This window comes from Streptomyces sp. NPDC052299, assembly GCF_040679335.1.
Taxonomy (GTDB): Bacteria; Actinomycetota; Actinomycetes; order Streptomycetales; family Streptomycetaceae; genus Streptomyces.
In genome coordinates, this window is the sequence record NZ_JBFAUP010000029.1 from 1 (window position 1) to 12,848 (window position 12,848).

Annotated in this window: 12 protein-coding genes; 7 read left to right on the plus strand and 5 right to left on the minus strand. The window is 73.6% G+C overall.

Annotation, left to right across the window (positions count from 1 at the left end):
* Window positions 1-339 precede the first annotated feature (339 nt).
* From AB0L33_RS32540 to AB0L33_RS32555, 4 genes are all read left to right on the plus strand, one after another.
* On the plus strand, window positions 340-2,628 hold the full coding sequence (locus AB0L33_RS32540; RefSeq protein WP_365687138.1) for a glycosyl hydrolase family 18 protein: 2,289 nt from the start codon (window positions 340-342) through the stop codon (window positions 2,626-2,628).
* A 146-nt stretch (window positions 2,629-2,774) separates the two neighbouring features.
* Window positions 2,775-3,119, plus strand: coding sequence for a BatC protein (locus AB0L33_RS32545; protein ID WP_365687139.1), 345 nt, complete (start codon window positions 2,775-2,777; stop codon window positions 3,117-3,119).
* Window positions 3,116-4,327, plus strand: coding sequence for a cupin domain-containing protein (locus AB0L33_RS32550; RefSeq protein ID WP_365687140.1), 1,212 nt, complete (start codon window positions 3,116-3,118; stop codon window positions 4,325-4,327). The genes AB0L33_RS32545 and AB0L33_RS32550 overlap by 4 nt, the downstream gene beginning before the upstream one ends.
* Before the next feature lie 16 nt (window positions 4,328-4,343).
* Window positions 4,344-5,240: a sucrase ferredoxin gene (locus tag AB0L33_RS32555; protein WP_365687224.1), complete on the plus strand. Its 897-nt coding sequence runs from the start codon at window positions 4,344-4,346 to the stop codon at window positions 5,238-5,240.
* A 63-nt stretch (window positions 5,241-5,303) separates the two neighbouring features.
* On the opposite strand, the gene aceB is transcribed toward AB0L33_RS32555, so the two are convergent.
* Together aceB and AB0L33_RS32565 are read right to left on the minus strand one after the other, a co-directional pair.
* Window positions 5,304-6,923 carry a malate synthase A gene (aceB, locus tag AB0L33_RS32560; protein ID WP_365687142.1) on the minus strand — a complete coding sequence of 540 codons (1,620 nt, stop codon included), beginning with the start codon at window positions 6,921-6,923 and terminating at the stop codon, window positions 5,304-5,306.
* A 232-nt stretch (window positions 6,924-7,155) separates the two neighbouring features.
* Window positions 7,156-7,749 (minus strand): nucleotidyltransferase family protein, encoded by a 594-nt coding sequence (locus AB0L33_RS32565; RefSeq protein ID WP_365687144.1) that lies wholly within the window; start codon window positions 7,747-7,749, stop codon window positions 7,156-7,158.
* Window positions 7,750-7,934: 185 nt separating this feature from the next.
* Here AB0L33_RS32565 and AB0L33_RS32570 point away from each other — a divergent pair, with 185 nt between their 5' ends.
* Complete coding sequence (locus AB0L33_RS32570; protein WP_365687145.1) at window positions 7,935-8,249, plus strand: DUF5955 family protein; 315 nt, start codon at window positions 7,935-7,937, stop codon at window positions 8,247-8,249.
* A 30-nt stretch (window positions 8,250-8,279) separates the two neighbouring features.
* On the opposite strand, the gene AB0L33_RS32575 is transcribed toward AB0L33_RS32570, so the two are convergent.
* A complete protein-coding gene (locus tag AB0L33_RS32575) occupies window positions 8,280-8,912 on the minus strand; it encodes a response regulator transcription factor (protein WP_018100493.1) in 633 nt (210 codons plus the stop codon).
* Entirely contained in the window at window positions 8,909-10,111 is a 1,203-nt protein-coding gene (locus AB0L33_RS32580; RefSeq protein WP_365687147.1) for a sensor histidine kinase, read from the minus strand. The genes AB0L33_RS32575 and AB0L33_RS32580 overlap by 4 nt, the downstream gene beginning before the upstream one ends.
* Window positions 10,112-10,220: 109 nt before the next feature.
* Between AB0L33_RS32580 and AB0L33_RS32585 the strand changes: the two genes are divergently transcribed.
* Together AB0L33_RS32585 and AB0L33_RS32590 are read left to right on the plus strand one after the other, a co-directional pair.
* Window positions 10,221-11,294: an ABC transporter permease gene (locus AB0L33_RS32585; protein WP_365687149.1), complete on the plus strand. Its 1,074-nt coding sequence runs from the start codon at window positions 10,221-10,223 to the stop codon at window positions 11,292-11,294.
* The gene (locus AB0L33_RS32590) at window positions 11,291-11,971 is read left to right on the plus strand and encodes an ABC transporter ATP-binding protein (protein ID WP_365687151.1); all 681 of its coding nucleotides are present in this window, start codon (window positions 11,291-11,293) and stop codon (window positions 11,969-11,971) included. The genes AB0L33_RS32585 and AB0L33_RS32590 overlap by 4 nt, the downstream gene beginning before the upstream one ends.
* Before the next feature lie 50 nt (window positions 11,972-12,021).
* On the opposite strand, the gene AB0L33_RS32595 is transcribed toward AB0L33_RS32590, so the two are convergent.
* The gene (locus AB0L33_RS32595; RefSeq protein ID WP_360861727.1) at window positions 12,022-12,822 is read right to left on the minus strand and encodes an IclR family transcriptional regulator; all 801 of its coding nucleotides are present in this window, start codon (window positions 12,820-12,822) and stop codon (window positions 12,022-12,024) included.
* Window positions 12,823-12,848 lie beyond the last annotated feature (26 nt).

Genomic DNA, 12,848 nt, shown 5'->3' on the forward strand with positions numbered 1-12,848 from the left:
CGGCTGGCTGCACACCTACAATCACCACCGCGGACACACCGCGCTCGCAGGCAAGCCACCCGCCAGCCGCGTCCCCAACCTCACAGGGCAATACAGCTAGGGCGCGACGACCTCTGCGCTACAGCCTTGCCATCGCTGATCCTAACCATGAAGACGATCAATTCGCACACCTGCGCCAACAGCTGAGGGGGCATCGGTGGCGGGACGGCCCGCGTATCTCAAGTGGTCTGTACCTATTGACGGCTTGGTCCAGACCAATTACCTTCCCGTGTGCTCCATGGCACGACATCCGCACCTCCCCGAGGACCGCCTCACCGGTCCCTGCCGTAAGGGAGAACCATGTTCGAGCACATGCCACTCAGAAGGAGAACGGCGACCGCACTGCTCGCCGTGCTCGGCCTCCTCCTCGCGCTCCTGTCCCTGCAGGCCGTCCCCGCGCACGCGGCCGGCAAGCTCACGGCGACCTTCACCTCCGCCGACAACGGCCCCTGGTGGAAGGGCACCTACGTCCTGCACAACGACACGGACACCGCCGTCACCGGCTGGAGCCTGGAGTTCGACCTGCCCGCCGGGGTCGCGATCCAGTCCTCGTACAACGGGACCACGACGACCCAGGGCAGCCACGTCACCGCCGTCAACGCGCACTACAACGGCACGATCGCCGCGCACAGCAGCACCGAGCCGTACAGCTTCTGGTTCGTCGCCACCGGTCCGATCACCGCGCCGACCGGGTGCAGGATCAACGGCGACAAGTGCGACGGCTCCGCCGACGTGCCCCCGGGCGCGCCCGGCGGGCTGAAGCAGACCGACGTCACCGCCCGTACCGCGATGCTGTCCTGGACGGCCGCCACCGCGGGCGACTTCCCCGTGGCCTCGTACGACATCCTCGCGGGCGGCAAGGTCGTCGGCTCCGCCACCGCGGCCACCTCCGCCACGGTCACCGGCCTGACCCCGGCCACCGCCTACGCGTTCACCGTCCGCGCCAAGGACACCCGGGGCAACGTCTCCGCCGAGAGCGCCCCGCTGACCGTCACGACCGTCGACCCGGCCACCGACACCTCGGCCCCGACGGCCCCCGGAGCCCTGCGTGCCACCGGCACCGACTCCTCGTCCGTGACGCTCGCCTGGGCCGCGTCGACGGACAACCAGCGCGTCGCCGCGTACGACATCTACCGGGGCTCCGCCCTGGCCACCACGGTCTCCGGCACCACGACCACCGCGACCGTCGGGGGCCTGTCGCCCTCCACCTCGTACACCTTCACCGTGAAGGCCCGCGACGCCGCCGACAACGCATCGCCGGCGAGCAACGCCCTCACGGTGAAGACCGACGACATCGTCGGGGCGGGGAACTACGCGAAGGTCGGCTACTTCGTCCAGTGGGGCATCTACGGCCGCCAGTACTTCGTCAAGAACCTGGAGACCTCCGGAGCCGCCGACAAGCTCGACATCGTCAACTACGCCTTCGCCAACATCGACCCCAACAACCTCACCTGCCTCAACGGCGTCACCAAGGGCACCACCGCCGACCCCCAGGACCCCGAGCAGGGCACCGGCGCGGGTGACGCGGACGCCGACTACGCCCGTCCGTTCAGCGCCGCCCAGTCCGTGGACGGGGTCGCGGACGACGGCTGGGCCAAGCTGCGCGGCAACTTCAACCAGCTGAAGAAGCTGAAGAAGCTCCACCCGGACCTGAAGATCGTGGTCTCGCTCGGCGGCTGGACGTACTCCAAGTACTTCTCCGACGTGGCCGCCACCGACGCGGCCCGCAAGAAGTTCGTCTCCTCCTGCATCGACATGTACATCAAGGGCAACCTGCCCGAGTACAACGGCGCGGGCGGCCCGGGCAGTGCGGCCGGCATCTTCGACGGCTTCGACATCGACTGGGAGTGGCCGGGCACCGGCACCGGGCACCCCGGCAACCACTACTCGCCCGACGACAAGGACAACCTGACCCTGCTGCTGGCCGAGTTCCGCAAGCAGCTCGACGCGCTGGGCGGCGGCCACCGCCTGCTCACCGCCTTCACCCCCGCCGACCCGCAGAAGATCGACGAGGGCTGGGACCTGTCGAAGGTCTTCGACTCGCTCGACGTCGCCAACGTCCAGGGCTACGACTTCCACGGCTCCGGCAGCGACAACTCCTGGGAGCCGAACCGCACCGGCCACCAGGCCAACCTCTACAACGACACGCAGGACCCGTACGACTTCCACTTCAGCGCCGACACCGCCATCAAGGCGTACACCGACGCGGGTGTCGAACCCCGCAAGCTGACCCTCGGCATCCCGTTCTACGGCCGGGGCTGGCAGGGCGTCACCGACGGCGGCGTCGCGGGCGAGTGGCAACCGGCGGGCGGGGCCGCGCCGGGACAGTTCGCCGAGGAGGCCGGCACCCGGGGCTACTCGAACCTCATCGGCGCCTATCCGACGATGACGGTCCATCACGACGAGCAGTCCATCTCGACGTACGGCTACACCGGCAGCCAGTGGTGGTCCTTCGACGACACCTGGTCCATCGGCAAGAAGACGGACTACGTGAAGGACAAGGGGCTGCTCGGCGTCATGGTCTGGGAAATGTCGGGCGACACCACCCAGGGCACGCTGATGGGTGCCCTGGACAACGGGCTGAAGTAGCTCGCTATCGGTTCATTTCCCTCAAATCGAGACTTACCGCCCATAGCGGTAGGCTGGTCGCGGCGGTGCCCCCGTGGCACCGCCGTGCCTCACCACCGGGCTCCGTTACGGGTCCGGCCCCAGCCGTTCGATGCGCGGGAGGAACCATGACCAGCCCCGAGCAGGACCCGAACCAGCAGGAAGGCCCCGCGGACGGTGGCGCGGCGGGCACGCCGGGCGTCCACGACGGTGGCGCCGACGGCGGGGCCGAGGGCCCTGCGGACGGTGGCGCGGCCGGTACGCCGGGCGTCCATGACGGCGGCGCGGACGGCGGGGCCGACGGCGGCGCCGACGGTGGTGCGGAAGGTCCGGCCGACGGCGGCGCGGCGGGCACGCCGGGCGTCCACGACGGCGGCGCCGACGGTGGCGCCGAAGGGCCGGCCGACGGCGGCGCCGCAGGCACCCCCGGTGTCCAGGACGGCGGGGCCGACGGCGGCGCGGGCCGTTCTTGAGCACATCCCCGACCGGCACCCAGGACCCCCGGACCGCGAGCGCGGCCCCTGGGGTCCTGGAATCGCGCCTGACGCCCGGCACGGACCGGACCGCGTTCGCCCGGGACTTCTGGGGGCGGGAGGCGCTGCTCACCCGGCGGGCCGGTGACTTCTCCGACCTCTTCCCGGCCGCCGCCGTGGACGAACTCGTCTCGCGGCGCGGACTGCGGACGCCGTTCCTCCGCGTCGCCAAGAACGGCGCCACGCTGCCCGACGCCTCGTTCACCTCGCCCGCCGGGGTGGGCGCCACCATCGGTGACCAGGCCGACGACACCGCGCTGTGGCGGGAGTTCGCCGACGGCGCCACGCTCGTCCTGCAGGCGCTCCACCGCACCTGGGCCCCCGTCGGCGACCTCACCGCCGCGCTCGCCGCCGAACTCGGCCACCCGGTGCAGGCCAACGCCTATGTCACCCCGCCGCAGAACCGCGGCTTCGACGCCCACTACGACGTGCACGACGTCTTCGTGCTCCAGACCGAGGGCACCAAGCGCTGGATCGTCCACCGCCCCGTGCACCCCGACCCGCTGCGCGACCAGCCCTGGACCGAGCACCGCGGTGCCGTCGCCGAGGCCGCCGCGGGCGAACCGCATCTCGACACCGTGCTCGGGCCGGGCGACGTCCTCTACCTGCCGCGCGGCTGGCTGCACGCCGCTGAGGCGCAGGGCGAGGTCTCCGTCCACCTGACGCTCGGCGTCCACACCTGGACCCGGTACGCGCTCGCCGAACAGCTGGTGCGCGCCGCGCTCGCGGAGCTGCGCGACGACGCATGGATGCGCGGCTCCCTGCCGCTGGGCCCGGCAGACCCGGACGAGGAGGCCGCCCCGGTACGCGAACGGCTCGCCGCGGCCCTGGCCGCCGCCGACCCCGCCCCGCACGTCCACCGCGCCCGGCGCGCCCAGGCCCGCCCCGCACCGCTCGGCCCGCTCGCCCAGCTCGCCGCCCTCAAGGGACTGGCCCCCGGCACCCCGGTCCGCCTCCGGGGCGCGCTGGACGCCCGGCTGGAGGGCCACCGCCTGGTCACCCGCGTGGGATGGCTGGACTTCCCGGACGCGGACCTGCCCGCCCTGGCCCGCCTGCTCGCCGGTGAGGTGCGCACCGCCGCCGACCTCGGCCTCGCCTGCGCGGGGAGGCTGCTGCGCGCCGGTGTCCTCGTCCCGGCCGCTCAGTGAGCGCGGCAAGCCTCCGGTGACAGCGGAGCGCTTCTTCTGCGCCGACGCCGCCCGGGCCCGCGGCGACGCGCTCGCGGGCACCGCCCCGTACGGCCTGGTCTGGGTCCTCGTGGAATACCACGCGCCCTGGCCGGCCAACGGCTACGACGGCCTCGCGCTCGACCCCGTGCCGAAGTCCCTGCTCTACGAGGCGGCCCGGGCCGTGCGCGCCCGCATCCTCCTGATCCGCCGGCACGGCCGCCGCCCCCGCGATGCGGGTCCCCGGCGCTGGGCCGTGCTGCGCCACGACGGCACCGGCGGCCACCGTCAGCAGTGGGGGACCTGGGAGCGCGACGAGGACCTGGCGCTCGCCGCCGCCGCGCTCGGCGCGCCCGGGGAGCCCGGGCACCCGCCGGTCGTCCTCGTCTGCGCCCACGGCCGGCACGACACCTGCTGCGCCCTGCGCGGACGCCCGGCCGCCCGCGCGCTGGCCGAGCGGTGGCCGGACCCGGTGTGGGAGTGCACCCACGTGGGCGGTGACCGGTTCGCCGCCAACGTCCTCGTCGCGCCCGACGGCGTCTACTACGGGGGCCTGGACGCCGGCTCGGCCGTGACCGTGGTCGGACAGCACCTCGCGGGCCGCGTCCACGCCACCCACCTGCGCGGGTACACCGACCTCTTCCCGGCCCAGCAGGCGGCCGTCGCCGCGGTGCTCGCCCGCTTCGGCCCGGCGGGCCGCCACGACTACACGGTCACCGGGACCTCCCGGGCCGGACCCCACTGGCTGATCCGCGTCACCGGCCCACCGCCCCGCGCGACCGCGTACGACGTGGAGGTCACCGTGCACCGCGCCCCACCGCACCAGCTGACCTGCAACGGCCCGGCGACGAGCGCGGCCATGGTGCACGAGGTGACCGCGATCCGCGTCCACTGAACGCGAAGGCCCCGCGCCCCGGAGGCGTACACCGGGGCGCGGGGCTCACGCGAAGGTGCGGCGTCAGCGCAGCCGCTCGTACGCCGGGAGGGTCAGGAAGTCCGCGTAGTCCTGGTCCAGGGAGACCTGGAGGAGGAGGTCGTGGGCCTCCTGCCACTGGCCGGCGGCGAAGGCGTCGTCGCCGATCTCCGCGCGGATCGCGGCCAGTTCCTCGGCGGCGACCTCGCGGGCCAGGTCCGCCGTGGCGTGCCGGCCGTTCTCGAAGACCACGTCCGCGTTGATCCACTGCCAGATCTGCGAGCGCGAGATCTCGGCGGTGGCCGCGTCCTCCATCAGGTTGAAGATGGCGACCGCGCCCATGCCGCGCAGCCACGCCTCGATGTAGCGGATGCCGACGGCGACGGCGTTGCGCAGGCCCTCGTACGTGGGCTTGGCGTGCAGGGTGTCGATGGCGATCAGGTCGCCGGCCGCCACGGAGACGTCCTCGCGCAGGCGCTCCTTCTGGTTCGGCTTCTCGCCGAGGACCGCGTCGAAGGAGGCCATGGCGATCGGGACGAGGTCCGGGTGGGCGACCCAGGAGCCGTCGAAACCGTCGTTCGCCTCGCGGTCCTTGTCGGCCTTGACCTTCTCGAAGGCGACCTTGTTGACCTCGGCGTCGCGGCGGGACGGGATGAAGGCCGCCATGCCGCCGATCGCGTGCGCGCCGCGCTTGTGGCAGGTGCGGACGAGGAGTTCGGTGTACGCCCGCATGAACGGGGCGGTCATCGTCACCGCGTTCCGGTCCGGCAGGACGAACTTGGCGCCGCCGTCACGGAAGTTCTTCACGATGGAGAAGAGGTAGTCCCAGCGGCCCGCGTTCAGCCCGGAGGCGTGGTCGCGCAGCTCGTACAGGATCTCCTCCATCTCGTACGCGGCGGTGATGGTCTCGATCAGGACCGTGGCGCGGACGGTGCCCTGCGGGATGCCCAGCTCGTCCTGCGCGAAGACGAAGATGTCGTTCCAGAGGCGGGCCTCCAGGTGCGACTCCGTCTTCGGCAGGTAGAAGTACGGGCCCTTGCCGAGGTCGATGAGGCGCTGGGCGTTGTGGAAGAAGTACAGGCCGAAGTCGACCAGCGCGCCGGGCACGGGCGTGCCGTCGAGCTGGAGGTGACGCTCGTCCAGGTGCCAGCCGCGCGGGCGGGTGACGACCGTCGCCAGCTCGTCGGCCGGCTTCAGCGCGTAGGACTTGCCGGACTTCGGGTCGGTGAAGTCGATGGAGCGGTTGTACGCGTCCATCAGGTTGAGCTGGCCGAGGACGACGTTCTCCCAGGTGGGCGCCGAGGCGTCCTCGAAGTCGGCGAGCCAGACCCGCGCGCCCGAGTTCAGGGCGTTGATGGTCATCTTGCGGTCGGTCGGACCGGTGATCTCCACGCGGCGGTCGTTCAGCGCGGCCGGGGCCGGGGCGACCTTCCAGGAGTCGTCCGCACGGATCGCCGCGGTCTCCGGCAGGAAGTCCAGCGTGGAGGTGCGGGCGATCTCGGCACGGCGCTCACCGCGGCGGGCGAGCAGTTCGTCGCGCCGGGGCGTGAACCGGCGGTGCAGCTCGGCCACGAACGCGAGGGCCGCGGGGGTGAGGACCTCGTCCTGCCGGGGCAGGGGCTCGGCATCGACGATGGCCAGCGAGGACGGCGCTGGTGCGGACATGAGCTGTCACTCCTTCAGCGGGCGGTGCGGACGGCGTCACGGCCGCCGGGCCGCCCGATTCGGCACGGCGTGCCAGGGCTCCGGGATACGGCTGTGGCCGCCGTCTGAGGTGCAGAGGGCTTCTGAAAAGTGGATAGTAGTTTCCTCATGGTGGAAGTTCAATGGTTTGTTGATGTCGAGATTCTTCGGGTCGACAGAACGGCCCGCGTGTCGGCGCAGCGTGCCAGGGCGTTCACTCCAGGTGCGAAAGGTCCGCCGGAGTGTCGATGTCGTACGCCTGTGCCACGTCGCCGCACTCCACCAGCGTCAGCGCCGCCCGGTGCGCCCGCAGGTAGGCCCGCGCCCCCTGGTCGCCCACCGCCCCCGCCGCGACGTCCGTCCACCGGTCCGCCCCGAACAGCACCGGATGCCCGCGTTCCCCCGCGTACGAGGCCGCCGCCAGGCTCGTCCGGTCCCGGAACGCCGCACCCACCCGGGCCACCGCCTCTGCCCCGATCCCCGGCTGGTCGACCAGCAGGACGAGCGCCGCGTCCGCGCCCGTCCCCGCGAGCGCGTCCAGCCCCGTCCGCAGCGACGAGCCCATGCCCTCGGTCCACTCCGGGTTGACGCTCACGCCGCAGCCGGCCAGATCCGCCCGGGCGGCGACCTCGTCGGCCGAGGCACCGAGCACCACATGGACCGTGCCGCAGCCGCCCGCGCGCAGCGTGCGCACCGCGTGCTCGACGAGCAGGCCGCCGCGGTGTTCCAGCAGGGCTTTCGGGCGTCCGCCGAGCCGGCGGCCCCCGCCCGCGGCGAGCAGCAGTCCGGCGATTCGTGCGTGTGTCATGCCGCCTGGATACCCCACGGCGGCCGCTCGCGCCCACCGCCTCGTACCTCTGCGGCGCGTGTTACGTACGCGGAGTGGCGCCCGGCACCTTTTATGGCGTTAACTTGCCCGCATCCCCGGACACTTGACCACGGTCCCGGGACCGGTCGGAACGACACTGGCACAAGGACGTGCGAGGGGGAGCTTTGTTGAAGAGCGTCGGGCAGGAGCGGGTGACCAGCAGCGGTGAGGACCCCAGGGTGGCGGAGCTGCGTACCGCGGTCTCCCGGCTCCGGCGGGCCCTGGCCGGACACCCCGGGCGGTTCCCGGACCGGGCCATCGCCGAGGACGAGCTCGCCGCGCTGGACGCGATGGCGCTCAGCGGGGCACCCGAGATCCCCCGGCTGCGCCGCTCGCTGCTGCTGATCGCCGGGGCGATCGGCTCGGTCAGCGCACTGGCCGCGGCCCTGCGCGACGTCCGGGTCGCCGTCGACCTCTTCGGCGAGCCGCCGCAGCGCTGAACGGGCGGGCGGCCGGGGGCTCCGGCGGTCTCAGCGGCGGATGAGCCTGCGGGCGGTCGCCGCCGCCACGGCCGCCGTGCGCGAGTCGACGCCGAGCTTCGCGTAGATGTGCACCAGATGGGACTTCACGGTCGCCTGGCTGAGGAAGAGCCGCTTGCTGATCTCCGCGTTCGACAGGCCCTCGCCGACCAGTTGCAGCACCTCCAGCTCGCGCTTGGTGAGCGCCTGGGCGGGGGTGCGCATGCGGTCCATCAGCCGGTGCGCCACGGCCGGGGCGAGCGCCGAGCGCCCGGCCGCCGCCGTACGGACCGCGGCCGCCAGCTCCTCGGGCGGCGCGTCCTTCAGCAGATAGCCCGCCGCCCCCGCCTCGACCGCCGCCAGGATGTCCGCGTCGCTGTCGTAGGTCGTCAGGATCAGCACCCGGGGCGCGTCCGGTGCCGCGGTGATCGCGGCGGTGGCCTGCGAGCCGTGCATCCCGGCGCCGAACTGGAGGTCCATCAGCACGACGTCCACCCCGCCGGCCGCCGCCCGGGCGACCGCCTCCTCCGCGGTGGCGGCCTCCGCGACGACCCGGAAGTCCGGCTCGGTGTCCAGGACGGCCCGCAGCCCCGCCCGTACCACCGGATGGTCGTCGGCGAGCAGCAGCCGGACCGGCCCGCTCATGCCGCCTCCCGCCCGGCCCGGCCCACCGGCAGCGGGAGCGTCAGCGCGACGGCGGTGCCCTGGCCGGGTGCCGACTCGACGCTCAGGGTGCCGCCGAGCGACCGGGCCCGGGAGCGCATCGCGGGCAGCCCGAAGCCGCCGGACTCCGTGGCACCGGCCGTCGCGACGTCCTGCGCGAAGCCGCGCCCGTCGTCCACCACGTCCAGCGACACCGACGTGTCCATGAAGCTCAGCGTGATCTCCGCCCGCCCCGCCCCGGCGTGCCGCACGGTGTTGGACAGCGCCGACTGCGCGGTCCGCAGCAACGCCACCTCGTACGGCGTGGGCAGCTCGACCGGTGTGCCGCTGACCGCGAACCGCACGGCGAGCGCGGGCGTCGTGGAGCGGGCCGACAGCCGTTCCAGTGCGGCCGTCAGGGAGCCGTTCGCCAGGTCGGGCGGGGTCAGCGCGCGGACGAAGCGGCGCGCCTCGGCTAGGTTGTCCTGCGCCGCCTCGCGCGCCCGGTGCACATGGGCGGCAGCCGGGGCGTCCCCGGGCAGCGCCCGTTCGGCTGCGCGCAGCAGCAGCTGGATGGAGGACAGGCCCTGCGCGAGGGTGTCGTGGATCTCCCGGGCCAGCCGCTCGCGTTCGGCCAGCGTGCCGGCGGTGCGCTCCGCCTCGGCCAGCTCCGCACGGGTCGCGACCAGCTCCTCGATCAGCTCGCGGCGCCGCTCGCTCTCCCGGAACAGCGCCTCGTAACCGAGGACCGTGGCGACGGCGACGGCCGCGCCGAGCAGCGGACCGATGAACGTGCCGGGCGTGACCGCCTGCCCGTGCAGCAGGAAGCTCGCGATGGCGGCGGCCGCCGTCACCGCCACGGCGGGCAGGCCCCAGCGCGTCGGCAGCAGGTGCAGCTGGAGGAAGTAGAGCGGGAAGGCCACCCACAACGCGTCCGGTGACAGCACCAGCAGCGCCGCCCACAACACCCCGAGCACCGCCAGCCACCCCGCGCCCGCCCGGGTCCCCGGCTGCACGAACCTGGCCGCCGCGCCCGCCACGTACACCGCCGCCAGCGCACCGGCGACCGCCGTCACCGCGCCGGGGCGCGGGCCGTCGTCGGCGAACGCCTTGACCACGGCGAGCGCCAGCAGGCCGAGCATCAGTGCGTGCAGACACAGCCGCAGCGCGGCGGCGACCGGGGGATGGACACGCGTTTCCATGATGCTCCAGCCTAGGCGCGGGCCGTCCCGGGCCGGTCAATCGAAAGGTTGATGTCGTCACCAGCCCGGGGGCGATGTTTCCGGAGCGGGGGGAAACGACGCTGGAGCCATGTTCGTCGCATGGAGAGACCTACGGTTCGCCAAGGGCCGGTTCGCCCTCATGGGCACGGTGATCGTGCTGATCACGCTGCTCGTGGGCCTGCTGTCCGGTCTGACCGCCGGGCTGGCCCGGGAGAACACCTCGGCCGTCACCGGGCTGAACGCCGACCACCTGGCCTTCGCCGCCCCGCCGGACGGCCGGTCGGTGTCCTTCACCGATTCGGCCGTCGGCGAGGCCGCCGTGCGCGCCTGGGCCGGGCGGCCCGGCGTGGAGTCCGCGCACCCGCTCGGCATCCGCACCCTGAACGCCACCGCCGGTACGGGGGAGCGCACCGCCGCCGTCTCCGCGTTCGGCGTGGAGCCCGGCAGCGGCCTGGCGCCCGCCCGGGTCGGCCCCGGTGAGGTGGTGCTCTCGCGCGGGGGCGCCGACGAGCTGGGCGTGCGCCCCGGCGACCGGCTGACCCTGGGCGGCCGGGAGGCCACCGTGTCCGCCGTCGCAGGCGACGCCTCGTACAGCCACACCCCGGTCGTGTGGACCGACCTCGCCGACTGGCGGCGGTCCGGGAGCGGGGACGGGCGCGCCACCGTGATCGCCCTGACCACCACCGGCGCCGCCGATCTGGCCGCGGGCGACAGGGCGGCCGGCACCCGCACGCTCTCGCTGGACGACTCGCTGAGCGCGATCGGCTCCTACCAGGCCGAGAACGGCTCCCTTCACTTGATGCGCGGCTTCCTCTTCGCGATCTCCGCCCTGGTCATCGGCGCCTTCTTCACCGTCTGGACGATCCAGCGCAGCGGTGACGTCGCCGTGCTCAAGGCGCTGGGTGCCTCGACGCCGTATCTGCTCCGGGATGCGCTCGGGCAGGCCGTCGTGATGCTCGCCGTCGGTACGGGTCTGGGCACCGCCCTCGCCTCCGGCATCGGCGCCCTCGTCTCCGGCGGCTCCGTGCCGTTCGTTCTGGACGCGGCGACGGTCCTCGTCCCGGCCGCCGTGATGATCGCCCTCGGCGCGGCCGGGGCCGCCCTGTCCATCCGGCGGATCACAGCCGTCGACCCGCTCACCGCGCTCGGGAGTGCCCGATGACCCTCACGCTCACCGATGTCACCCTCACCTATCCGGACGGCGACGGGCGGCTCACCGCGCTGGACCGCGTCGCGCTCGACGTGCCCGCCGGCACCCTCACCGCCGTCGTCGGCCCGTCCGGCTCCGGCAAGTCCAGCCTGCTCGCCGTGGCGGCGACCCTGGTCGCCCCGGACGCCGGCGCGGTCGTCGTCGCCGGTACGGACACCACGGGGCTGGGGCGCGCGGAGAAGGCGGCGCTGCGGCGGGAGCGCATCGGCATCGTCTTCCAGCAGCCCAACCTCCTCCCGTCCCTGACCGCGGTCGAACAGCTCCAGGTCATGACCCATCTGTCGGGCGGCCGGGCCGGGGCGGCCAGGGCCCGGGCGCTCGACCTGCTCGACGCCGTCGGTCTCGCCGGGCAGGCCGGCCGCAGGCCCCACCAGCTCTCCGGCGGGCAGCGCCAGCGGATCAACATCGCCCGGGCCCTGATGAACGACCCGGCCCTGCTGCTCGTGGACGAGCCGACCAGCGCCCTGGACCACGAGCGCGGCGCGGCCGTCCTGGACCTGCTGGTGACGCTGACCCGGCAGCGGTCCACGGCGACGGTCCTGGTCACGCACGACCGCGCCCACCTGGACCGGGTGGACCGGACGGTCACGATGCTGGACGGCCGCCTGACGGCCCCGGCGCTCACCTGAAACGCGGGCGGGCCCGGACCCCTCCCGGGTCCGGCCCGCCTCGCTGCCGTTCAGCCCGCCGCGCCGCTGCTCGCCAGCGCGTCCGACAGCTCCTTGGCCGCCTGCTGGAGGATCGGCACGATCCGCTCGGTGGCCGCCTCGGTGACCCGGCCCGCCGGGCCGGAGATCGAGATCGCGGCGGAGGTGGGGGAGTTGGGCACCGAGACCGCCAGGCACCGGACCCCTATCTCCTGCTCGTTGTCGTCCACCGCGTAACCCACCCGGCGGACCTGGTCCAGCGCCTCCAGGAAGCCGTCCGGGGTGGTGATCGTCTTCTCGGTGGCGGCGGGCATCCCGGTGCGGGCGAGCAAGGCGCGCACCTCGTCCGGCGGGGTGTGCGCGAGCAGCGCCTTGCCGACGCCGGTCGAGTGCGGCAGGACCCGGCGGCCCACCTCGGTGAACATGCGCATCGAGTGCTTGGACGGCACCTGTGCCACGTACACGATCTCGTCGCCGTCGAGCAGCGCCATGTTGGCCGTCTCGCCCGTCTCCTCGACCAGCCGGGCCAGATAGGGGCGGGCCCAGGTGCCGAGCAGCCGTGCGGCGGACTCGCCGAGGCGGATCAGCCGGGGGCCGAGCGCGTAACGCCGGTTGGGCTGCTGGCGTACGTAACCGCACAGGACCAGCGTGCGCATCAGGCGGTGGATCGTCGGCAGCGGGAGTCCGCTGCTCGCGGAGAGCTCGCTCAGGCCGACCTCGCCTCCCGCGTCGGCCATCCGCTCCAGCAGGTCGAAGGCGCGCTCAAGGGACTGCACACCACCGCTGGAACCGGCGGGCTTGGAGTCGGAAGTGCTGGCGTGGGACGGCGGCACGTCAACGGTCCTTTCGAAGCGGAGGA

Excerpts from the sequence above, each read along its gene's own strand:
- AB0L33_RS32540 (WP_365687138.1), top strand. The coding sequence starts at position 340 with ATGTTCGAGCACATGCCACTCAGAAGGAGAACGGCGACCGCACTGCTC.
- AB0L33_RS32545 (WP_365687139.1), top strand. The coding sequence starts at position 2,775 with ATGACCAGCCCCGAGCAGGACCCGAACCAGCAGGAAGGCCCCGCGGAC.
- aceB (WP_365687142.1), bottom strand. The coding sequence starts at position 6,923 with ATGTCCGCACCAGCGCCGTCCTCGCTGGCCATCGTCGATGCCGAGCCC.
- AB0L33_RS32565 (WP_365687144.1), bottom strand. The coding sequence starts at position 7,749 with ATGACACACGCACGAATCGCCGGACTGCTGCTCGCCGCGGGCGGGGGC.
- AB0L33_RS32575 (WP_018100493.1), bottom strand. The coding sequence starts at position 8,912 with ATGAGCGGGCCGGTCCGGCTGCTGCTCGCCGACGACCATCCGGTGGTA.
- AB0L33_RS32580 (WP_365687147.1), bottom strand. The coding sequence starts at position 10,111 with ATGGAAACGCGTGTCCATCCCCCGGTCGCCGCCGCGCTGCGGCTGTGT.
- AB0L33_RS32585 (WP_365687149.1), top strand. The coding sequence starts at position 10,221 with ATGTTCGTCGCATGGAGAGACCTACGGTTCGCCAAGGGCCGGTTCGCC.
- AB0L33_RS32590 (WP_365687151.1), top strand. The coding sequence starts at position 11,291 with ATGACCCTCACGCTCACCGATGTCACCCTCACCTATCCGGACGGCGAC.